Here is a 24,123-nt window from a genome sequence, read left to right as displayed (position 1 = left end):
TAATCATATGCCATATTTTTTTACATTTTTTTTAGCTGGTTTATTTTTTAGTCAGGGTCTTTTTGCCCAGCAAAAGCCCTCATGGTCTTTTGGTGCCAACCCCTATTATGGAGGTGTATTGCGGTATAAAGAGGATATGCCTAAGTTGCAGATGTCTAACCTGCACGGCCTCGAGCTATATGCCGCTAAAATTACTAATGGAAGCCACAGGTGGGAAAGGTTATTTAACTATCCTCACATTGGTTTTGCGGCTTCATATTTTAACTATGGACTACCCCGGGAGCTGGGCAGTGTTTATTCACTTACAAGCTACCTGGACGTGACGCCCAACAATAACCGCAAAAGTCAATGGAGGTTTAATATCGGCACAGGCTTCGTATACTCTACCAGGACATTTGAGGCTACAGAAAACCCCGACAACAAAGCTATTAGCAGCAAAATCAGTTACGTCCTCAGAGGCACTATCCATCATGAAATAAAGCTAACTGATCAGTATTACTTCAATATCAATCTGGCTTTCAGGCACTATTCGAACGGCAAGTTAAACATGCCTAATAATGGTATGAACTTTCCTATAGCCGGAATCGGCCTGCGCTATGTACCTAATCCGCTGAAAATAAACTTTGAAAAAGATACGGTAAAGACTTTCGATAAGCGCTGGCATGTCAACATTTTTGGTGGCACTGCATGGAGGGAAGTACTAAGGGAAGATACAAAACATAAAGCTTACAGCGTAAGCCTTTACACGAGCCGCCAGGTATCCCGCTATAATACCATACTTTTAGGAGTGGATGGATTTACTTACTCGGGAGAATCAGTAAAAAAAGCATGGGCAGTTTATAATGAGCAAAAAGGGGTGACTGAAAGCTCATTGGAGGATGATGGCAGGCAAGTGGCGCTCACGGTAGGGTCTGAGTTATTATTGGGAAAAATGAGGGTCATACTCCAGGGAGGGTTTTATGTTTTTAAACCTCAGGACTATTATGAGTCAACCTGGTATCAACGTTACGGCTTCAAATATATGGTAACGCCTCACTTTTTCCCCCAGATTACACTCAAAGCACATAGTCGTACTGCAGACATGGTGGAGTTTGGCCTTGGCCTCTCCATTTAAAGCATTGACAATCTTTAATTTTCATAATTTTACTTGTATATTGATTAAGTTAATTTGGGTAATTTATGTGTTGGTAATTGTGCTAAATGAAATCCTCTGAAACCAATTATAACGATGAGCTCGGCGCGGAAAATGGCTACCTTTCGCTAATTTTTCAAAATACTTCAGACCTGTTTTGCTTGCTGGAAGTAAAAAACAACACCGAACTGATAATATTATCTGTTAACCCGTCATACCTGGAAGCCGCAAAATCATTTAATCCAAAAATTACAGCCCAGACGTTCCTGGGGAGAAGTATTACCGACGTAATGTATGAGGAATATGAATATAGTAAAGCAAAGGCCCAGGATGTATTAGCCAAGTATGAGGAAGTACTTGAAACCTGCGAAACCAATATATTCATAGAGGAATTTGAATTTAAAGGTGACACAAGGTACTATTCATCATCAATTACACCTATAACCAATAAAGAAGGGCAATGTACTCACCTGCTATATGCCTCTAACGACATTACGGAAAAGAAGAGCTATGAGATAAGGTTAACATCGAGGGAGAAGAAATTCAGGGCGTTAATAGAAAATGCCTACGAAGGAATAGTACTCTACAATTCGGAGGGTTACATCATCTATGCAAGCCCTTCTGTACAAAATATTGCTGGTTATTCAGAAAATGATGTCTGCAACAGGAAGGGTACGGATTTTATCCACCCCGATGATATACTTATTTCGCAGGATGCATTTAAAAGCATACTGTCACAACCGGGTCAAAGTCTGAATTACCGATTTAGATTAAGACATGCAGACGGTCACTACCTTTGGTCGGATGCTACCCTCACCAACCTGCTCGACAAGCCCGAGGTGAGTGGGATTATTTCCAATTTCAGAGATATAACCAAACAAAAGCTCGCCGAAGACAAAGCACGGGAAACGAGTCAGCTACTGGAGGGCATTAATCAAAACATAAATGAAGGTATCTATAGGAGTGTGCCTACGGGTAATTTCAAATATGTTAATCAGGCATTTTTGAAAATGTTTGGTTTTGACACTCTCAACGCCTTGAATAAAATCCATTCGTCAAAGCTTTATGCATCCATGGACAAACGAAAAGAAATCCATGAAATGTTATTAAGTAAAAAGAATATCAACAACGTTGAAGTAAAATTTAAAAGAAAGGACGGCTCAGAGTTTTGGGGATTGATGAGTTCTTCCCTTATCAAAGGGGAGCACAACCAGACTTATTTTGATGGGGCCGTAAGGGACATTACCAAGCAAAAGATCGCTGAAGAAAAGTCAAGGCAAAATGAACAGCTTTTAACCTCAATCAGCCAGAATATTACAGAAGGTATATTCCGAACCTCCGTGCATGGAGGTATAGTTTTTGCCAACGAAGCATTTATAGAAATATTCGGCTATGACTCAGAAGAAGAGGTACTTAGAATTAACCCAAATGTGCTCTACGCAGAGGAAACAGCCAGAACACAGATTGTAGAATCCATCCGTTCGCAAGGTTTTGTGAGAAATAAAGAAGTAGAACTGGTAAAGAAAAACGGGGATACATTCTGGGGTCTGTACAGTTGTTCCCATTCCAAAGGCCCACAGGGGGAAGATATTTTTGATGGCGCCGTCAGGGATATCACTGAAATAAAGATGGCAGAAGATAAGCTGACCAAACTTAATGAAGAACTTAGGAAACAAAACCTGGCACTGGCCAATAGAGAAGAAGAGCTTAATGTAGCCCTTCGCGAGCTGTCTGACAGAAATTTTGAACTAGATCAGTTAGTATATAAAACCTCCCATGATTTAAGATCACCTCTGACCTCCATTCTTGGTCTTGTTAATATTGCGAAGATTGATGAAGACCGGGGGCATCAGGCCGAGTATCTTGGCCGGATTGAAAAGAGTATATTAAAACTTGATGAATTCGTGCGATCGATGCTTAATTATGCAAAAGCCAGCCGCACGGAGGTGAAAATGGAGCCGTTTGAACTTAAGGCGCTGATTGAAAATTGCATCACTGATCTGGAATATCTCGAAAGCTTTAAGCAGGTAAAAACCACCTTAATCATTGAAGGAGACAGTAAATCATTTACAAGTGATCCGCTCAGGTTAAAAATCATTTTTAGCAACATCATTTCAAATGCCTACAAATACGTAAACTCAGAGGTCAGGAATAGTTATTTAAAAATTAAAGCTGTTTTTACCCCAACAGAGCTGATAATTACTTTTAAGGACAACGGTATAGGCATACACAGAAGTCAGATAAAAAAAATATTTGACATGTTTTACCGGGCCACTGAAAAATCTGAAGGATCGGGGCTCGGTATGTATATCGTAAAACAGTCCATCAATAAGCTGGGAGGAGAAATATCAGTTGAAAGCAAGGTCAATGTGGGTACAACTTTTAAAATCGTTTTACCTGCCGCTTAGGAACAACAAACGTTATAAATTGGCAGTTTGACATTATCGGGCTACCTTTGTGCCCTTTAAAACCCGATCGTACATGAATACCCACGACTACATAGAACAAAATAAACAAAAATTTCTGGACGAGCTCCTCGAACTGCTAAGGATACCTTCAGTAAGCGCTGACAGCAAGTTTAAGAATGATGTACTCAAAACAGCGAAATTTATAAAATCCAGTCTTGAAAAAGCCGGAGTAGACAAAGCCGAAATTTGTGAGACGGCTGGATATCCCATAGTCTATGGAGAAAAAATAGTAGATAAAAATTTGCCGACCGTACTGGTCTACGGACATTATGATGTGCAACCTGCAGACCCTTACGAATTGTGGGATTCACCTCCTTTCGAGCCTGTGATCAAAAATGATAAAATATATGCCCGTGGTGCATGCGATGACAAGGGCCAGATGTACATGCATGTAAAAGCATTTGAAGCCATGATGGCGACAAACTCCCTGACATGTAATGTGAAGTTCATGATAGAAGGAGAAGAAGAGGTTGGCTCTGACAACCTGGGCATCTTCGTCAAAGAGAATAAAGAAAAATTGGCTGCTGATATCATTCTGATCTCGGATACAGCTATGATAGATAACCAAACTCCTTCACTTACAGTAGGCTTACGCGGGTTAAGTTACTTGCAGGTTGAAGTAACAGGGCCCAACCGGGATCTGCACTCAGGGGTTTACGGAGGAGCTGTAGCCAACCCGATCAATACTCTTTGTGAAATGATTGCCTCTTTAAAGGATGAAAACAATCATATCACCATTCCGGGTTTTTATGATAAAGTAGAGGAGCTCTCAAAGGAAGAGCGCGAAGCCTTAAACAGTGCCCCTTTTGACCTTGATGAATATAAAAAAGACCTGGATATAGATGATGTAAGCGGAGAAAAGGGATACACCACTCTCGAAAGAACCGGTATAAGGCCTACACTGGATGTAAATGGGATTTGGGGCGGATATATTGGAGAGGGAGCTAAAACCGTACTGCCATCAAAAGCCTATGCAAAAATATCCATGAGGTTGGTACCGGGTCAAAAGTCGCATGAAATAACAGAATTGTTTTCAAAGCACTTTAAGTCAATTGCACCAAAGTCTGTTAAAGTAAAAGTTACTCCTCATCATGGTGGTGAGCCAGCACTTACCCCCACAGATTCCTTAGCCTATGCCGCTGCCAGTGCTGCATTTGAAGAGGCCTTTGGAAAGGGACCCATTCCGACAAGGGATGGCGGGAGTATTCCGATAGTTTCTCTGTTTAAAGATGAACTTAATCTAAATACAGTGCTTATGGGCTTTGGTCTGGATTCAGATGCTATACATTCACCTAATGAGCATTATGGCATCTTTAACTATATGAAAGGGATTGAAACTATAACCCTGTTTTACAAACATTTTGCTGAAATGAATAAATAAATCATAAAAGGCCTCGGGCAGTCTGTTCCTGAGGCCTTTATTTCTCTGATCAAAAACAAGATCAATATATAATAATTTACCCTCCTACCATCCTTCACTACAATTACAATTGCCCGTGTTGAGTATCAGAACATTTTAAGAACTTAAAGCATTCTTAAAGCGTAATTAAAATTTGAGTCCTTTTTTGCATATTTAATGGCCAAACGCGTCGACATGAAAAAGTTATTTTTTTTATTCTCAAGCTTAGTTTTTTCCCTGCCCATTTTTTCACAGGTTATAGAACCCTCTTCCTGGACCACCTCTGCCAGCAGCAAAGAGGTCGAGGTTGGAGACAATGTTGAATTGATTTTTAAAGCAAAGATCATTAAAGACTGGTACCTGTATTCATCTGACTTTGATCCTGATTGCGGGCCAATGGTTACGACATTTACCTTTACCCCAAATAGCAGCTATGAACTGGTGGGTGATGTGAAAGCCATAAACCCTGTTGAAAAATACGACGACATCTTTGAGTGTAACGTCAGGATTTTCAAGAAAACCGGAGAATTTCGACAAACGATCAAAGTTCTTAACACTGACCTCAAAATTTCAGGTAACTATGAATTTCAGGTCTGCTCAGATGTGGATGGTAAGTGTATACCTTTCGATCACGATTTCATCTTTGATAATTTCAGGTTTAAATCCTCAACGGTGGGCACAAGCGCCCCCGATAGCCAAGAAACTGAACAACCTGCGGATAAGTCTCAGATAAAAATTGAAGAAACAAAACCTGAACAAGCGCAGACAAACGATAATAAGACTAAACTAACTTCAGCAGCTTCAGATACTATAAAAACTGCTAAAAAGGATTATTCAAAAATCGCCAATACAGGACCCATTCTTGATGAATCGCTTGTAGTGAAAGATGACAGGGACAAATCGCTTATATGGTTTATGATATTTGCCTTTATCGCCGGGTTAGCAGCACTTCTAACACCCTGTGTATTTCCCATGATCCCAATGACCGTAAGTTATTTCACTGGCGGAGGGAAAGGCCCCGGAAAAGCATTCATATATGGTTTTTCTATAATTCTGATATACACATTTATCGGCTCGGCACTGGCTCCGCTAATGGGACCGGAAACGGCTAATCACCTTTCCACCGAATGGCTTCCCAATGTTATCTTTTTCAGTGTATTCCTGATTTTCGCGCTATCCTTCTTCGGATTATTTGACATAACCCTTCCCAGTTCTTTTGTTAACAGTATGGACAAAAAAGCTGACAAGGGTGGGTTAGTAGGTGTTTTCTTCATGGCCTTTACACTGGTACTGGTTTCATTCTCATGTACAGGCCCTATTGTCGGCAGTATATTAGTAGGTTCAGCAGGCGGTCAGATCTTAAAGCCGATCCTGGGAATGTTTGCCTTTTCACTGGCCTTTGCAATTCCATTTACATTATTTGCAGTCTTCCCCAAGTGGCTAAGCAACCTTCCTAAATCCGGCGGCTGGCTTAATTCCGTCAAGGTCGTTCTTGGCTTCATTGAACTGGCGCTTGCATTTAAGTTCTTAAGCATAGCGGACCAGGCATTTCACTGGGGAGTACTGGACAGAGAAGTCAACATTGCCATCTGGATTGTCATATTTGCACTTATGGGCTTTTACCTTCTTGGAAAAATACGCTTACCTCATGACAACAAACTGGAGGTTATCAGTGTACCCAGACTCATGATGGCAATTGCCACCTTTACCTTTGTGCTTTACCTGATACCCGGTATGTGGGGTGCCCCCCTTAAAGCACTGGCAGGTTATCTGCCACCTATGTACACCCATGATTTTGACCTCATAGGCTTGGCACGGCAGGCTGACGACCCCGAAGTTGCCGAATGCGGCCAACCCAAATACGGCGATTTCCTGCACTTACCGCACGGCCTGAATGGCTATTTTGACTATGATCAGGCTCTGGCTTGTGCCCGTCAGCAAAACAAACCTCTTTTTATAGATTTTACAGGCCATGGTTGTACAAACTGTCGGGAGATGGAAGCAGTAGTCTGGTCAGACCCTGAAGTACTGAGAAGACTTAAGGAAGACTACGTGGTTGTAGCACTCTATGTAGATGATAAAACGGGGCTTCCCGAGTCAGAATGGTTTACCTCAAAGTACGATGGAAAAATTAAAAAAACCATCGGTAAACAAAACGCTGACCTGCAAATAAATAATCTCAATAATAATGCTCAGCCATTTTATGTACTGGTTGGCCTGGATGAAAAGGTACTGGTTGAACCGGTAACATATGACAGAAGTGTTTCAAACTTCATCGATTTTCTTGACAAAGGCACTAAAAAATTTAACCAACACTATAACTAAAGGTCATCCATAGGATTTTCATGTATGAATTGATACTGTAGCACATCTACCAATTTACTCGAGTCAATGATTTTAAAAGGTGCCTGATCATTATTGAAGTGGGGTGGTTCCAACCCAAGACTACGGCATGCTTTTGTGTAGAAATCTTTTCTTTTGGGGTGCTCAGGCGCACAAGCATTAAATGTCTGTCCCTTTATTTCATTTTCAATCACTCTACCAATTATACCAATACAATCATCGAGATGAATAAGGTTAACAGGGCTGTCTGGTCCGTTGAGATCTGTTTTCCCCGCCAGAAATCTTCCTGGCTCTCTGGAAGGCCCGTAAAGCCCTGCAAACCGGATTATTGTTGTAGCAAAATCCGGATCACTCGCAAAGAGGTTTTCTACCTCCAAAAGCCGCACACCGGAATGTATTGAAGCAATGTTTTTTGCATCTTCCTCTATAACTCTTTTGTTGGCATTGGCATAAACCGACGTAGAACTTACAAAGATCACCCATGGAATTTTATGCTCTTTAACCTGCCCAAGCAATACACGGATCACCTGGTTATAATCCTTGATTGATGGCGGCAAAGATATAATCAGAATATCGGTATCAAAGAAATCCAGTCTATTATCAAGGTCTGGTAGTGCCAGATGGTAACCCTTTATTCCTCCCTGCTCTATGGCTGTTAGTTTAGAGGTGGTAGTGGTAGATCCTTTAACATAATGTGAATTTTTGACCAAAAACTTACCTAAAGGGAAGCCCAACCAACCCATTCCTATAATACTGATTGATTTTGTTTTTGATCTAAACATTTGATTATCAGTCATATAACTAGTTTTACTGAAAGAAATAAATTAAAACAACTCTAATTTCTGGCATTTTTCTTACTTATTCATTAATATTAGCAGCAGTTTTTGCTTATTTGCGGGCTAGTTAGCGAAATTTTTTAAACTAAAACCAACATGTCAAAAAAGTATCTTGGGCTAATCATTTTAGCCACGATTTCACTCGGATTCTATTTTTTAATTCCTGTCCTTAATGAATCAAAATCTGTCGAGCAGGAAATTACCAGTGCTCCTGATTCCACAAGTATAGATATTGAACCTGTAGAGCCAAAAATGCTTTATGGTCTTGTGGTGGACTCGATGGTCGTGATCGAGGATAAAATTAAGAGGAATCAAAACATTTCCGAAATTCTATCAGCACATAATGTTTCCTCAGAGGCCATTTTCCGACTGGCAAGTATCTCCAGAGATGTATTTGATGTTCGTAAAATAGCGGCTAACAAGAAGTACACCCTTATCTGCGATCAGGATTCTTTAAAAACTGCCAAGGCCCTTGTTTATGAACACAATCCTGTTGAATATGTAATTTTTAATCTTCGGGACTCTATCTCAGTAGAAAAAAAGCAAAGAGAAGTACAAATTGTTGAAAAGGGCATCTCAGGTGTGATTGAATCCAACCTCTCGCTAACTATGAGTGAACTTGGGCTTTCACATCAGTTAACCAATGATTTTGTTGATGTATTCGCCTGGCAGCTTGATTTCTTCCGGCTGCAAAAAGGAGATAAGTTCAAAGTAATTTACGAGGACAAGCTTGTGGACGGCCAGTCTGTAGGTATTGGTGATATCAAGGCAATTTATTTTGAGCACTTTGGCAATGATTACTATGCGTTTCACTTCGACCAGGGCAGCGGTATAGATTACTTTGACGAGAAAGGCCAAAGCCTGAGAAAAGCACTTTTAAAATACCCGCTGGAATTTACCAGAATAAGCTCCAGATACTCAGGAAACAGATACCATCCAGTTCAGAAGAGATGGAAGGCACATAGAGGTACTGACTTTGCAGCACCTAAAGGCACTCCTATCCGATCTGTGGGAGATGGCATAGTAGTAGCCGCAGAATATAAAAAATACAACGGTAACTATGTAAAAATTAAGCACAACAGCACTTATACTACTCAGTATCTGCATATGTCTAAAATAGCCGCCGGAGTAAAGCCGGGAACAAGAGTAAGGCAAAATCAAACCATAGGGTACGTAGGAAGTACCGGATTAGCTACCGGCAACCATCTATGCTATCGTTTCTGGAAAAACGGTGTACAAATTGATGCCCTGGAAGTTGACCTGCCTCCTTCTGAACCAGTAAAGGAAGAGAAAATGGAAAAATACATTGCTCAAAGAGACATGCTGACAAATAAGCTTGATCAAATAGAGTTCCCTAAGAAACAACAAGTTCTGGCAAGTACCAAATAAGCGACATTTCTTTTAAATTTAATAAGCAAGGCAATATTTGCCTTGCTTTTTTGTTTACTTTTAGAGCGAAAAATCTATTAACCTGTATGTGGTTGGTTAAAATCCTCTTGTGTATTGGGTTGTTAAATATTAGCATCATGGGTCGGGCTCAAAAAGTAGCCCTGGTGCTAAGTGGGGGGGGTGCAAAAGGCATTGCTCATGTAGGGGTCATTAAGGCCCTCGAAGAAAACAATATCCCTATTGACTATATTGTAGGCACCTCCATGGGCGGCATTGTTGCCGGATCATATGCAGCCGGTCTGTCCTCTGACGAACTGGAGGAAATTATGGAGAGCAAAGAGCTGAGCCAATGGGTCGGTGGTGTTCTAAAAAAGAAGTACGACTACTTTTACAATAAAGAAAAACCAAATGCGGCCTTCCTGTCGCTCAAGCTTTCGTTGGATTCCACCTTTAACGCTTCCCTTACATCCAGCATAGCCAGTGACCTTTCCCTGAACTTTGCCCTGGCAGAAATACTTGCTCAACCTTCCGCCAATGCCAATTATAATTTCGACAGTCTCTTTATCCCTACGCGCATAGTAGCGGCGGATATATTTACTCAGAATGAGGTGGTGCTTAAAAGCGGGTCTCTGAGCCATGCTTTGAGGGCCACACTCTCAGTACCCTTTTTTTACAGACCAATAAGAATAGATGGCAAGTACCTTTTTGATGGAGGAATTTACAATAACTTCCCTGTCGATGTGGCTATTGATGAATTTGAGCCAGATGTGGTGATCGGTGTTAATGTATCGTCTAAAATATTCAATGATTATCCGTTTGAAAAAGATGAAGAGCTACTCAATAACTCACTTCTCTACATGCTGCTCGATAAAACAGACCCTGAAATAATTCCTGAATCAGGAGTTTACGTAGAACCAAACCTGAAAGGCTATACTGCCTTTGACTTCAACAGGGCCAAAGCTCTTATAGATAGTGGCTATGTAGCCACCTTGCAACAAATGGACAAAATTAAAGCCGGGATTGAACGAAGAAGCTCATGTGACTCGCTTGCCAATAAACGCAATAGGTTTTTCGAAAAAAATATACCTCTGAAATTTACCGATATCAACTTCCACGGATTTAATTCAAAGCAAAGAAAATACATAAGCCGGATATTCAAGTTCAACAAAGGGGAACCTCTTTATATTGAAGACATCAAGACTGGTTATTTTCGGCTGGTGTCAGAGAAGTATTTCAGAACAATATACCCGGATATTACTTTCAATGCAGAAAGTAACTCATATCAATTAGAGATTTTCGGCCGACCCAGAAACAATTTCAATGTGGAAATAGGCGGAAATATAGCAACCCGAAACGTAAGTCAGATCTTTTTAGGGCTGGAGTACTACTACTTCAATAATTATTTGCTTAAAAACAGCCTTAATTTTTATACAGGTAGTTTCTACAAATCCGCCCAGGCCAAGTCCCGCCTCGATTTACCAATATTTAATCAGCTTTACCTGGAAGCGGAGGTCACCTATAATAACTGGGATTTTATAGATGCCGATGATATACTTAAGGAAGAAAACACCTCTACTGTTTTGGTAAGCACGGATAGAAAATACGGCTTTAATATAGGTTTCCCGGTAGGAGCGCAGTTTAAAGGAATTATCAATACAGCATGGATTAACAATACAGACCGGTTTTCGAATACCGCTATCTTCACATCGGCAGACACTTTGGATGTATTTGATATTCGTGGCTTAAGGACAGGGCTAAGCTTTAGCAGAAACAGTCTTAACAGAAAGCAGTATTCCAATGAAGGAAAAGCATTTAACATTAGCCTGGACTACTTCAATATAGAAGAAGAATATGAACCAGGCAGCACCTCTTCAATAGAAAACAAATCAACCAATGATCATGACTGGTTTAGGGCAAAGGCCACGGTAGAGCAGTATTTTCGGAACGGCAACTTCAGTTCGGGTTATTTTTTTGAAGGGGTACTTTCTAATCAGCCGTTCTTTAGCAACTACTACAGTACCATTGTTAATGCACCTGCTTTTAACCCTTTACAAGATAGCCGCACACTCTTCCTCGAAAACTTCAGAGCGCACAATTACTTAGCCGTCGGCTTGAGGAATGTGATCAGCATAAGGCCAAACCTGGATTTCAGACTGGAAGGGTATGCTTTCAAGCCTCTGGAGGCCATTAAGCAGCAGGACGATCAACAGCCCAGATACGATGAAGTTATAGATGAAATCTATTTTGTCGGTAGCGCAAGTACCGTATTACATAGCCCTATCGGGCCTATCAGCTTCAGTGTCAATTACTACGACGACGCTCAGACACAGTTCGGAGCCCTTCTACATGTAGGTTTTCTGCTTTTTCAGGATAAATCTATGGATTAAAATCGCTGTTAATATCAATATAACAATACTTTTGCATATTTAACTATATTGGCAGACATTGCAGCTTTGTAATGTTTTAATTCTTATTGCAAGATTATGATTTCATAACTTGATCATGGAATCAATGCAAAAATTTAACTATGTTTACCTTTGGGAATTAAAATTGAACCATTCGACCTATTTATGAAAAAATTTCTACCCCTCATTCTTCTGACTATCATCAGTATTTCCGCTTATTCTCAGACCGTACAGTGGGCTACTGAAGTTATTGATGTCTCATCAGAATTAACACCCGTTCAATACTCTGCCTCGCAAATTCTTGGTAAACCTAATGTGTTGCCGGCAGGTGGCGAAAATCCCAACGCATGGACTCCCGAGCGCGCAAATAAAAAGGAATATATAAAAGTAGGCTTTTCAAACCCTATTCAAATCCGGCAAATAGCTATTGCTGAATCGTATAATCCAAGCGCCATTTTTAAAGTATTCGTCTATGATGAAAATGACAAGGAATATTTGGTAAATACCTTCAGCCCGAGAGCAGTTCCGCTAAAAGGTCGGATGCTCAATGTGTTTGTTGAATATACTCCCTATAAAGTTAAAGCAGTAAAAATAGAGTTGGATGGTGCTGCAGTACCGGAATACTACAGTCTGGACGCTATCGCTATTTCTGATTCGGATATTCCCATAATTCCTGAAATCAGTATTCCCGAATTTATTAATCCTGAGGTAGATAAGGAAAGATTAAGTGAAAATGTAAACAGCAAGTATAAGGAATTCAAACCTTTGTTGTCACCTGATGGAAAAACACTTTACTTCTCCAGAAAAAACCACCCTGAAAATATAGGAGGTGTAGAAGATACAGAAGACATCTGGTATTCGGAGCTAGATGAAAACGGAGAGTGGAAACTGGCCCAAAACATGGGGAAAGGTCTCAATAACGCAGGCCCCAACTTTGTAAGTTCTGTAACCCCGGATGGTAAGGCGGTGCTTCTGGTCCTGGGTAATCAATATCTTGATAATGGTAAAATGGCTGCCGGTGTTTCAATTAGTTCCAATGCAGGAGGAAGCTGGTCAAAGCCCGTATCTCTGGACATTAAAAATGATTACAATTATTCTGAAAAAGCCAATTTCTTTTTAGCTAATAACAGAAAAGTACTTCTAATGTCCGTAATGCGTGAAGACTCTCGAGGAGGCCGTGATCTTTATGTAAGCTTTATGCAAAATGACAGCTCATGGTCAGAACCATTGAACCTTTCAGAGAAAGTAAACACAGCGGGAGAAGAGGTATCTCCTTTCCTGGCACCGGATGACAAAACATTGTATTTTTCTTCAAATGGGTATAGTGGTTTTGGGGGTAGCGACATTTTTGTTACAAAAAGACTTGACGACACGTGGACCAACTGGTCCGAACCTGAAAACCTTGGCCCGACTATTAACTCTCAATATGAAGACCTGTTCTTCAACATACCCGGTAATAGCGAACACGCATACTATTCACAAGGTGTAAGTGAAGATGATCTGGATATTTTCAGGGTTTCATTGCCAGTGTTTAAGCAGCCAGAACCTGTAATAGCCGTTAAAGGCAAGCTGTATGACTCCAAAACAAAACAGCCTATTGGTGCTAAGATTATCTATGAAAGATTGTCGGATGGCAAGGAAATTGGTATAACTGAGTCAAACCCTGCAACAGGAGAATATGAAATTCTGCTACCTGCTGGTGAAATTTATGGCATCAGAGCTGAAGCCAAAGGTTTCGTTGCTGAAAGTCAAAATATAGATCTACGAGATTTCAAGGAAGATGGCGAGTACATAGTAGATGGAAAGGATCTCTACCTGGTGCCTATAGAAAAGGAATCCACAGTGGTAATGAACAATGTATTCTTTGACTTTGACAAAGCTGTAGTAAAGCCCGAATCGTACGCAGAACTGGACCGGGTTGTAAAGCTAATGACGGAGCGGTCAAACATGGAAATTGCTATTGCCGGACATACAGATGACGTAGGGCCAGGCGTATATAATATGGAACTTTCCGAACGCAGAGCTAATGCTGTAATGAATTACCTCACTAAAAAGGGAATTGATAAAAAGAGATTAACTGTAAAATACTTTGGAGAAACCAAACCCACGGCTCCCAATACAACAATTGAAGGCAGAAGTAAGAATAGAAGGGTGGAATTTCAAATTATGAATGACTAAAACAAAAAAGGAGGTCTTTATGCGCTTTAATGGACTCATTTGTATACTGATGATAGTATTGCCGGCACTGTCATCGCACTTGCTTGCTCAAGATGCAAATGCGGACATCATCCCTATAAAAGGTGATATCATTGATTATTCGACACGCGAGCCCGTTAAAGCAAAAATCCAGTATGAAAGTCTGCCATATGGCAGTAAAATAGGAATCTTCTCTGGCAGCTCATTTACTTTCAATATGGAAGAGGGTAAAGATTATTCCTTGCGAGTAAGTGCTGAAGGATACGCTCCGTATACAGAAACACTTAAGTCCTCCGAACTTCGATCCAATAATGGAAATAGAGTTATCGAACTAAAGCCAACCGGCATTGATCAGCTTATTCGTTTAGATAAGCTGATATTTGCTTTAGGCAAAGCTGATATTTCAGAAGAATCTCATCAAGAGCTTGATGAGCTGGTTGAGATGCTTAACAGCAACGAAAATATTACCATTCAACTGGAAGGCCATACCGACTTTCGGGGAAACCCAAGGCAAAACATGAAACTCTCTGAAAAAAGAGTTGAAGCGGTGAAGGATTACTTGGTTGGTAAAGGTATAGATAAGAAGAGGATTAATACCAAAGCTTTTGGCGGCACACAACCTTTGAGTCGTGAAGATGATGCTGAAGCCAGAAGAAATAACAGGAGGGTAGAAGTTAGAATCTTATCGAATTAAAAAAATCACCTTACAGCGTACGTACGCTCTACACTGAGCAGATGGTTTATACGATTTAAATAATCTCTTTTATCTTCTCCCTGTATATGATTAACCTGTAGCAGTGTTTTGCCAACCAGTAGCCCGAACTCGCTTATACGCGGGGAGAAATAAAACACCACGGCCTTCTCAAGATTATTGATAGAGGTGGAGATATCTTCCTGATTAAAAGAATTTACAGCAGCATTATAGTAGTGCAGACCAACAAGGTCGTACATATCTATGGTTTCATTAACCTGATTCCTAAAAACATACACATCTTTATCAACACTTTCGCGCGGTATGCCAGCGCCAGCCTCGTAATCATAGTCATTAAGCCTGTTGGCCACCTCCTTCTGGTCAGCGATAAATCCATACATAGGATCGGTAGATTCCATAAGATAAACTTTTCCGGCTCTTTCTATTCGCAGGTATATATGATGATTGGTTTCCACTATATCATGGTCAATATCTAATCTATCAAGAATTAAGGCATACATTGTCGTTCCGGAGAGGCAATCATACTCTCCTGTTTTAAAAAGCATGGCGGGCGAGGTAAATGGTTTATATCGCTTCAGAAATTTCTGATTTATCTTGTAAAAGATATAGGAGAGAAACTTCTCATCATTCTTATATTTTTGTCTTTTCTCGGAGAGCTTCACCACAAACTCATCAAGTCTGGTACTGTAATCTGATAATTCCGTGGCGGATAAGTCATGTGCAGAGATCATTTGCAGAGCAAACATATTACCCTCCTTATTCTCCATAAACTCTTTAATGGCCTGCTCTTCCAAAGCCGAATGAAAACTTAGCGAAGTAGCAGGTATATTCTGCGATTTTAATGTCCCGAATACAAGCATTAAACCGATCGTAAAAAAATAGAAAGCCCTCCTCATATTATCTTCTGTTAATAAATTCTTAACATTAATTTAACATTAAAACATCATTATAGCAACACGTTTAACATTAAGTTAACATTAGAATGTTCCCAATCATACCGGAAAGCTTTCTTCTTTTTTGTATTTTTATATTATGAGTACCGCCAAAACCACCGCCGAAACCTACAATAGCAGCATCGAGGAAGTTTTTCTGAAGCAGCAAAAACAATCTTTACTAATGCGCTCGGAAAACATCCGCCAACGAGCCAGGCGTCTTAAAGTCCTGCAGCTTTGGATTGAGAAAAACCAAAAGACCATTCAGGATGCCATCTACAGGGATTTTAAAAAGCCATCAGTAGAAGTTAATATTACCGAGATCTATCCGATACTCACCGAAATCCGACATGCACTGGAGAACTTGACTAAATGGGCAAAATCAGCGAAAGTTGATGCCCCGCTGTCATTGATCGGTACCACGTCATATATCCAGTATGAGCCAAAGGGCGTCTGCCTGATTATAGCTCCCTGGAACTTTCCGTTTAATCTTGCCATTGGACCTTTGGTATCTGCTCTGGCAGCCGGAAATACGGTAGTTTTAAAACCTTCGGAGATGACTCCCAATACTTCCGAGCTTATAGATAACATGATTGGTGAACTTTATAAAGAGGATGAAGTACGTGTTTTTAACGGAGGTATCGACGTATCGCAAGAGCTTCTGAAATTGCCATTTGACCATATTTTCTTTACAGGAAGCCCTGCTGTAGGCAAAAAAGTAATGAAAGCAGCCGCTGAACACCTTGCTTCTGTTACTCTTGAGCTTGGCGGAAAATCACCAGCTATAATAGATCATACATCAAACCTGAAAGATGCCGCTGAAAAAATTGCCTGGGGAAAATTTATTAACAATGGACAAACATGTATTGCCCCTGATTATGTGCTGATTCACAGATCTGTCGCTGATATTTTTACACAGCAATTAATCAAAGCTATCAAACAGCTGTTTGACAGCAAAAAGCAGGGTTTTGATTCATCAGCAGATTATGCTCGTATTGTAAACAGCAAGCATTACGATAGAATTAATGAACTGATCAAAGATGCCCTGGAGAATGGTGCAGAGTTGGTCATGGGTGGTGAAGCAAAAGCCGATGAAAATTTTATACCGCCAACCATTCTAAATGGAGTTACTGAAAAGGCGGCTGTTATGGAAGAAGAAATTTTTGGCCCGGTGCTGCCAATCCAAATATTTGATAGCATTGAGGAAGCAATTGAGGTCGTCAATAGCAAGCCAAAACCATTGGCATTATACTATTTCGGGAAACACTCTTCCAACAAAAAGTCCATACTAAAGGGTACATCATCAGGGGCGGTCTGTATAAATGATTGTGTTTTGCATTTCAACCATCCCAATCTGCCTTTTGGAGGTGTCAACAACAGCGGTATAGGAAAATCACACGGCTGGCACGGATTCATGGCCTTCTCAAACGAAAAGCCCGTACTCAAACAAAGAGTCGGCTTAACCACTACCAAAACAGTTTATCCTCCATATAATAACCGGGTCAGACAAATCGTCGATTTGCTTATGAAGTATTTTTAGTTGATACAATCTTTGCCCTTCATTCTCGTTTACTAATTACGAAACGACAGAATGATGAAGAGAATAACTTTTATTTGCCTGGTTTTAATAACAGCTTGTAATGAGAATCAGGAATTTGATAAGTTAGAAAATGCATGGACCGTATCATGGACGATCGATGAAGAGGAAGTTACCGGAGACCTCATACTATTCAATAATAATTACGCACAACTAAAAGTGGCCGGCCAACCCGGCTCCCTGCTGATTAAAGAACCCGAAGGTGTAAACTTTAAGTGGGAGATGAACAACAATGAGCTTACCCTTAAGCGTTTGGACAATGACATTGAGTTAAAGTATGAGATTCTCAAAAAGAGCAAGGATTATATGGAACTTTCTTTTGCCGATGAGATCACCGTAAAGCTCTTCAGGCGTTAGGGCATCACTAAGATTTAATGTTATTCTTTACTAAATTTGTTTACGAAGGAATTATATTAAATATTCACCATTATGAAAAAAGTCCTGATTGCCTTTGGCAGCATCATTATAGTTTTACTTGCAGCCGCATTTATAGTACCTGTCATTTTCAAAGATGATATTAAAGCATCCATCGACAAAACCCTTGCGGAATCGGCAAATGCTGATGTTGTCTGGGATACGGAAGATTTTGGCATTTCTCTCTTCAAAAACTTTCCTAATGCAACGGCCACACTAAATAATTTTGGGATTATAAACAAAGCTCCTTTTGAAGGGCAAATATTATTTGCCGTTCAACACTTTGAGGTTGAAGTTGATATCTTCAGCCTGTTGGGTGATCAGATTAAAATCAAAGGTATTCAACTGGACAATCCTGAGATATTCATTAAGGTCTTACAAGATGGCACTGCGAACTATGACATTGCAGTGGCTGATGAAAGTGCCCCTGCAGATGTAGAAGCGGATACCTCAGCTACTGAGTTTAATATTGGTATCGACCACTGGCAAATCACCAATGGGCATTTGGTTTATGATGACCAGTCCATCCCCTTTAAAATGGAACTGAAGAATTTGCAACACTCAGGCAGTGGTGACTTTACGCAGGACATTTTTGATCTTACTACTAAAACAAGTGCTGATTCAGTGACAGTTGTTTTTGATGGTACTGAATACGTCTCAGGTAAAAGTGTGGAGATTGATGCCATTTTGGCTATTAGTGACGAGTATGGGAAATATACCTTTAAGGAAAATAATGTAAAGGTTAATGACTTTACCATGAGCTTTGATGGGTATCTTGCTTTGCTCGAAGACGGCAGCATGGACATGAATATCAACTATGGCACCAGGGAAAACACCTTCAAAAGTCTCCTGTCTCTTGTTCCGGGTATCTATACTGCTGACTTTAAAGATATTGAAACCGAAGGTACTCTTGCATTCAGCGGCTCAGTAAAAGGTAAATATGACAGCCTGACGATGCCGGCATTTGGTGTAGCCTTAAAAGTAAATGATGCTATGTTCAAGTATCCTGATTTGCCAACAGCAATCAAAAATATCAACATGGATCTTTTGGTAGATAATCAGGATGGCGTTATAGAAAATACCATTGTGAACCTTAAGCAGTTTCACATGGATTTCGGTCAAAACCCGATTGATGCCAAGCTACTCGTCAAAAACCTGCGGGACTATGATATGGATGCAGAAATGAAAGGAAAACTTAACCTTGGAGAACTTAATTCAATGTTTCCTATGGAGGGTATGAGTATGAAGGGCAACTTTAATATTGATCTTAAAGCCTCTGGCATATATGACAGCGTGCGTCAGATTATTCCTGCAATTGACGTTACGATGAGTATGAAAAACGGCTATATTAAAACATCAGAATTTCCTTATGCCTTGGAAAATTTAAGCTTTGACTCAAGAATAACAGATCCATCAGGTAAAATGAGTGACTTTAAAGCTGTGGTTAAAGACTTTAACATGATCATGGATGGAGAGCCATTTAGTGCAAACCTTGTACTGGAAAACCTGGATAACTACAAGTGGGACCTTTCTGCGAAAGGCGGTATAGACCTGGAGAAAATGACAAAAGTATTCCCCATAGAGGGGATGAATCTGGCAGGAAAAATCAATGCTGATATCAAAACTGCGGGCACAATGTCTGATCTTGAAGCTGAAAAATATCAAAATCTGCCAACCAGTGGTACTGTTACAGTGAACAATTTTAAATATACGGATGCAGAACTTCCTTATGATGTAACTATTGCCACAGCTACTGCTACCTTTGACCCCAGGCAAATGACCTTATCTAACTATAAAGGAACAGTAGGAAAAAGTGATATGGCCATGAGCGGCTCCATTTCTAATTACATCGGATACATGTTTGGCGAAAACCAAACGCTAAAAGGGACCATGAACTTCAATTCTAATTTGTTAGATCTTAATGAATTTATGACTGAAGAAGAAGAGACTGCTGCACCAACTGTCGGTGAAGAAGAATCTTACGGCGTAGTTCAGGTTCCTGAAAATATTGACTTCATACTAAAATCAGAGATTAAGAAGGCGCTGATCATGGATATGGAGATAACCAATGCTACGGGAAACATTATTGTAAAAGATGGCATAGCCAATCTCAATAACCTCAGCTTTAACTTACTTGAGGGAACTTTTGTAGTTAATGGTTCTTATAATGCACGAGACATTGACAAACCTGCCTACAATTTTAATATGGACATTAAAGAGCTATCCATTCAAAAGTCATTTAAAACATTTGAATTGGTGCGCAACTTTGCACCAATTGCGGAAAAGGTAAATGGTAAGGTATCTACCAACTTTAAGGTAAACGGTTTACTAGATCAGGAGATGATGCCTAACCTTGTAACAACCAACGGAGGCGGACTACTACAGGTGGCCCAGGCAACGGTTGATAACTCAAAAATCGTTAACGGGATAATGAGCCTGGCAAGCTTGGATAAAGTAGATCAGGTAAAAATCAAAGATGTGTTAATGTCTGTTAAAATAGAAGATGGTAAGCTCAAAGTGGAGCCATTTGATGTAAGTCTGGGAGGTTATAAAACAACAATAGGTGGAGCCACAGCACTGGATGGAAGTATAAGCTATAACCTCAAAATGGATGTCCCTGCAGGAAAGCTGGGTACACAGTTCAACAGCCTGATATCCTCCTATACCGGCGGTGGAAATACCGGATCTACAATTCCTCTTACAATTGGTTTGGGAGGCACCTATGATAACCCTCAGCCTAAACTACTTATGGGGGAACAGAAGCAACAAGCCAAAGATGCCGCAAAAGAAAAAGCTAAGGAAGAAGCCAAAGATGTTGCGGCAGATCTCCTTAAGGATGTTAAGGATGAAAAGGCCAAAGAGGTAATAGGCGACATCTTGGGTGGAGACAAAAACGACACGACAAAAACAGAGTCAACCGACTTGCAAAAGAAGGTAGAAGAAGAAGCTAAGGATAAGATCAAAGATCTTTTTAAAAAGAAGAAAAAAGGCGGAAACTAAAGCTTCTATAAAGCATTTATAAAAGAGAAGCCCTCTGTGATACTTATCCGGAGGGTTTTTTATTAGCTTCAGATTTTGATTACTTACCTATAAGTAAGTAAATTTGTCTTGTGATATGAATACTCGTGACAAAATACTGGCTGTCGCAAAAGAATTGATTTTAAAGGTCGGCTATAATGCCTTCAGTTTTAGGGATATTTCCGTTCCGCTGGGTATTAAAAATGCTGCCATATATTATCATTTTCCCGGCAAGGAAGCGCTGGGGTGTGTTGTTATTCGTACTGAGCATGAAAATATAACTAAGTGGCGGGATGAAGTCAGCATGCTTAATCCGTGGCAAAAGCTAGACAGATTTTTTACCATATACGATAACAAGATGCTCCATAACCGCATTTGTATGGTGGGTTCTATTTCCAGTGATCTGTATGCTGTTCCTGAAAGCATGAGAGTATGCTTACATTCCATGGTAGTTGATATAAACCTATGGCTAACTGAACTACTGGAAGAGGGAAGGAGTACAGGCACCTTTTACTTTAACGGATCCGCTAACGCAAAAGCAGCAGTTTTAGTGACCAGTTTGACAGCAGGCCTGCAAATAGCACGGGTATTAGGTCACGAAAAATTCGAACAAATTAAAAACCAAATCAAATTAGACATAACTCCAACTAACCATGACAACTAAACGAGTAGTAATAACAGGTCTTGGTGCATTGACACCCATTGGCAACGATGTTAAGACCTTCTGGGGCAACCTTATAGAAGGGCAAAGCGGAGCAGGACCTATTACAAAATTTGATACAGAACTTTTTAAAACAAAATTCGCCTGTGAACTGAAAGGACTTAATCTTGAAGATCATTTCGACCGTAAGGATATCCGTAAAAACGACCCTTTTACATTATACAGCATTATCGCCTCCGAACAGGCAATGATTGATAGTGGTATTAAGCTGGATAAGACCGATGTTAATAAATTTGGTGTTATCTGGGCATCTGGAAACGGCGGTATCCATACATTTGAAAATGAAGTGCTTGAATATGCAAGCTCAGATCGCGGACCACGTTTCTCACCATTTTTCATACCTAAAATATTGGTAGACACGCCATCTGGCGCTATTGCACTAAAATATGGATTGAGGGGTATAAACTACTGCACGGTATCGGCATGCGCATCCTCCACAAGCGCCATAATGGATGCCTACAATTATATCAAGTGGGGCAAAGCCCGTTTAATGATTGCCGGAGGTTCTGAAGCGCCTATAACACAATCCGGAATTGGCGGCTTTGGAGCTATGAAAGCCCTGTCTACAAGAAATGACAGCCCTGAGACTGCCTCAAGACCCTTTGATGTTGATCGCGATGGCTTTGTAATGGGTGAGGGGGCCGGGGCTCTGATACTTGAAGACCTGGAGCATGCCCAGCACAGAGGTGCCAGGATATATGGAGAAGTAATCGGCGCCGGTATGTCAAATGATGCATACCATGCCACAGCCACTCACCCTGAAGGTCTGGGTGCTATTTTAGCTATGGAAATGGCACTGGAAGGCTCCGGCATAGCTGCAGATGATGTAGACTATATAAATCTACACGCCACCAGTACCCCGGTTGGAGACCCTTCGGAGTTATCAGCCATTGCACGCATGTGGAAAGATACCAGCAAACTACATGTAAGTGCTACCAAGTCTATGACAGGCCATTTGCTTGGTGCTGCCGGTGCCGTAGAAGCTATTGCCACCGTAAAAGCTTTGCAGGAGAATATTGTCCCTCCCACTATCAATACCAAAAATGTTGACCCTGATTTACCCGAGGGAATTAACCTGACTCTGGGTAAGCGCGTTGAAAAAACCATCAACTATGCCATGAGTAATACCTTTGGCTTTGGTGGTCATAATGCTATTGCACTTTTCAAGAAATGGGAAGGATAAAAGCATAACAAATAATGAAGATGAGGTAGCTGTAAATTTTCATTTATGGCTGCCTCATTACACCTGATCAGGAACAGGCTATTCCACTACCACTTGCTCCTCTCCGGTAAATACTCTGGATACTTTATAAATCTTAACAGGATTCTGCTTGCCCTTAAGCTCTATGTCACCTATTTCTTCGGCATTAAACTCTCCATTAACAGGTAATTGAACAATAAGAGATTCTGATACCAGGAGCTTGGCATTAAATTCATTGCATTTGTCTTCAATACGAGAGGTTGTGTTCAACACATCACCGGTAAATATAATGTCTTTCTTAAAGGTACCAACCTCACCTGTAGTAACCTCACCTCCATGCAATGCAGCTTTGAATGTGGGTTTTATCCTATACTTCTCTATGTATTTATGAGCATGCCGGTTGATAATACTTTCAATCTCAAAAAAGCATCGAATACAATTGGCATTTTCCAGGCCATCCTCCAGCGTCCAGGTGATCACCACCTCATCACCCACATACTGATAAATGTCGCCTTTATTTTCAATCACACCTTTAGTAACATCCTCAAAAAAGCGATTAAGCAACTTAAAATACTTTTTGTGCCCCAGCTTCTCCGCTATGGTGGTTGATGATTTGAGATCGAGAAACATAAAAATACGCTCTTCATTAATAGGGTTGTGGTACTTGCCCAAAAGCGTCTCCAGAAAAACCCCTTTCCCATATTTGTCATTTACCTGCAACACCACTATGGTTGCTGTTGTTACCACCGTCCAAACTATCAGGTTAAGCAAGAACCCATAGCTGGTAACAAACTCACCCAGGTTAAACCAGAGATCGCCATCAAAATAAGACTCCCCTACAAGTATGTAGTAGTAGAAAACAAAGGCCAAAATACTGACCAGAGCAATTATCAGCAAGAAGGAAATCATGTTGATGATGATAACCATACCTAACGGCATCTTCCTAAGCCGGTCTTTCAGAAAAAAAATAATAAGTGAACCCCCACCTAATCCTGCTATAAATAATGCTACCATATTGGTTAAGAGGGCGGTTTCAAGATCATAATCATTGAATTCAAATGCCTCCTGAGACAACATGATCAGGTGGTTATAATAGATATTCAGCATTCCGACAAGTATCCAGCCAATGGTAATAAAGAGAACTGTCCTGATCTTTATTTTTGTATTGTTTGAAAGTATCTTCTTCATTTATTGGTTTGCAGCTTCGACTTAACTGAAAAATGATTCTGTATAGCTGTTACAAAAATCAGACGTTATAAACGGAATAAGGTTTTGGCGCTACATTTCTGCCGTACTACACCTGATAAGCAATTATTTATTGCACCACTCATGACTTCTGAAACCATGTAATCTACCGAAA

Annotated in this window: 16 protein-coding genes; 13 read left to right on the top strand and 3 right to left on the bottom strand. The window is 40.4% G+C overall.

Annotated features, from left to right (window positions below):
* Positions 1 to 7 precede the first annotated feature (7 nt).
* The 4 genes from LVD17_RS09740 (at position 8) to LVD17_RS09725 (ending at position 7,324) form a co-directional block, all read left to right on the top strand.
* A complete protein-coding gene (locus LVD17_RS09740; protein ID WP_233766403.1) occupies positions 8 to 1,114 on the top strand; it encodes an acyloxyacyl hydrolase in 1,107 nt (368 codons plus the stop codon).
* An 86-nt stretch (positions 1,115 to 1,200) separates the two neighbouring features.
* Complete coding sequence (locus LVD17_RS09735) at positions 1,201 to 3,540, top strand: PAS domain-containing sensor histidine kinase (RefSeq protein ID WP_233766402.1); 2,340 nt, start codon at positions 1,201 to 1,203, stop codon at positions 3,538 to 3,540.
* 73 nt (positions 3,541 to 3,613) lie between these two features.
* The gene (locus LVD17_RS09730) at positions 3,614 to 4,981 is read left to right on the top strand and encodes a dipeptidase (protein WP_233766401.1); all 1,368 of its coding nucleotides are present in this window, start codon (positions 3,614 to 3,616) and stop codon (positions 4,979 to 4,981) included.
* Between the two features lie 213 nt (positions 4,982 to 5,194).
* A complete protein-coding gene (locus LVD17_RS09725) occupies positions 5,195 to 7,324 on the top strand; it encodes a protein-disulfide reductase DsbD family protein (protein WP_233766399.1) in 2,130 nt (709 codons plus the stop codon).
* Here the strand turns inward: LVD17_RS09725 and LVD17_RS09720 are convergent.
* Positions 7,321 to 8,139: an SDR family oxidoreductase gene (locus LVD17_RS09720; protein ID WP_233766397.1), complete on the bottom strand. Its 819-nt coding sequence runs from the start codon at positions 8,137 to 8,139 to the stop codon at positions 7,321 to 7,323. The genes LVD17_RS09725 and LVD17_RS09720 overlap by 4 nt on opposite strands.
* A gap of 135 nt (positions 8,140 to 8,274) precedes the next feature.
* Here LVD17_RS09720 and LVD17_RS09715 point away from each other — a divergent pair, with 135 nt between their 5' ends.
* The 4 genes from LVD17_RS09715 to LVD17_RS09700 all read left to right on the top strand — a co-directional run bounded on the left by LVD17_RS09715 (position 8,275) and on the right by LVD17_RS09700 (position 14,862).
* Entirely contained in the window at positions 8,275 to 9,567 is a 1,293-nt protein-coding gene (locus LVD17_RS09715) for a peptidoglycan DD-metalloendopeptidase family protein (RefSeq protein ID WP_233766396.1), read from the top strand.
* Between the two features lie 137 nt (positions 9,568 to 9,704).
* Entirely contained in the window at positions 9,705 to 11,954 is a 2,250-nt protein-coding gene (locus LVD17_RS09710; protein ID WP_233766395.1) for a patatin-like phospholipase family protein, read from the top strand.
* Between the two features lie 183 nt (positions 11,955 to 12,137).
* A complete protein-coding gene (locus LVD17_RS09705; RefSeq protein WP_233766394.1) occupies positions 12,138 to 14,150 on the top strand; it encodes an OmpA family protein in 2,013 nt (670 codons plus the stop codon).
* Complete coding sequence (locus LVD17_RS09700; protein ID WP_233766392.1) at positions 14,143 to 14,862, top strand: OmpA family protein; 720 nt, start codon at positions 14,143 to 14,145, stop codon at positions 14,860 to 14,862. Before LVD17_RS09705 ends, LVD17_RS09700 begins: the two co-directional genes overlap by 8 nt.
* A gap of 5 nt (positions 14,863 to 14,867) precedes the next feature.
* On the opposite strand, the gene LVD17_RS09695 is transcribed toward LVD17_RS09700, so the two are convergent.
* Positions 14,868 to 15,776, bottom strand: a complete 909-nt coding sequence (locus LVD17_RS09695) for a hypothetical protein (RefSeq protein ID WP_233766390.1) — start codon at positions 15,774 to 15,776, stop codon at positions 14,868 to 14,870.
* Positions 15,777 to 15,912: 136 nt separating this feature from the next.
* Between LVD17_RS09695 and LVD17_RS09690 the strand changes: the two genes are divergently transcribed.
* The 5 genes from LVD17_RS09690 (at position 15,913) to fabF (ending at position 22,745) form a co-directional block, all read left to right on the top strand.
* Positions 15,913 to 17,352 (top strand): aldehyde dehydrogenase family protein, encoded by a 1,440-nt coding sequence (locus LVD17_RS09690; protein WP_233766389.1) that lies wholly within the window; start codon positions 15,913 to 15,915, stop codon positions 17,350 to 17,352.
* Positions 17,353 to 17,403: 51 nt separating this feature from the next.
* The gene (locus LVD17_RS09685; protein ID WP_233766387.1) at positions 17,404 to 17,766 is read left to right on the top strand and encodes a hypothetical protein; all 363 of its coding nucleotides are present in this window, start codon (positions 17,404 to 17,406) and stop codon (positions 17,764 to 17,766) included.
* 72 nt (positions 17,767 to 17,838) lie between these two features.
* On the top strand, positions 17,839 to 20,823 hold the full coding sequence (locus LVD17_RS09680) for an AsmA family protein (protein ID WP_233766385.1): 2,985 nt from the start codon (positions 17,839 to 17,841) through the stop codon (positions 20,821 to 20,823).
* A gap of 115 nt (positions 20,824 to 20,938) precedes the next feature.
* Positions 20,939 to 21,505 (top strand): TetR/AcrR family transcriptional regulator, encoded by a 567-nt coding sequence (locus LVD17_RS09675; RefSeq protein WP_233766383.1) that lies wholly within the window; start codon positions 20,939 to 20,941, stop codon positions 21,503 to 21,505.
* Positions 21,495 to 22,745, top strand: coding sequence for a beta-ketoacyl-ACP synthase II (fabF, locus tag LVD17_RS09670; protein ID WP_233766381.1), 1,251 nt, complete (start codon positions 21,495 to 21,497; stop codon positions 22,743 to 22,745). The genes LVD17_RS09675 and fabF overlap by 11 nt, the downstream gene beginning before the upstream one ends.
* A 78-nt stretch (positions 22,746 to 22,823) precedes the next feature.
* Here fabF and LVD17_RS09665 read toward each other — a convergent pair whose 3' ends face one another.
* Positions 22,824 to 23,951 carry an adenylate/guanylate cyclase domain-containing protein gene (locus LVD17_RS09665; protein ID WP_233766380.1) on the bottom strand — a complete coding sequence of 376 codons (1,128 nt, stop codon included), beginning with the start codon at positions 23,949 to 23,951 and terminating at the stop codon, positions 22,824 to 22,826.
* Between the last annotated feature and the right edge of the window lie 172 nt (positions 23,952 to 24,123).

It is taken from the genome of Fulvivirga ulvae, from assembly GCF_021389975.1.
GTDB classification, from domain to species: Bacteria; Bacteroidota; Bacteroidia; order Cytophagales; family Cyclobacteriaceae; genus Fulvivirga; species Fulvivirga ulvae.
This window is presented reverse-complemented; position numbering and strand designations above follow the sequence as displayed.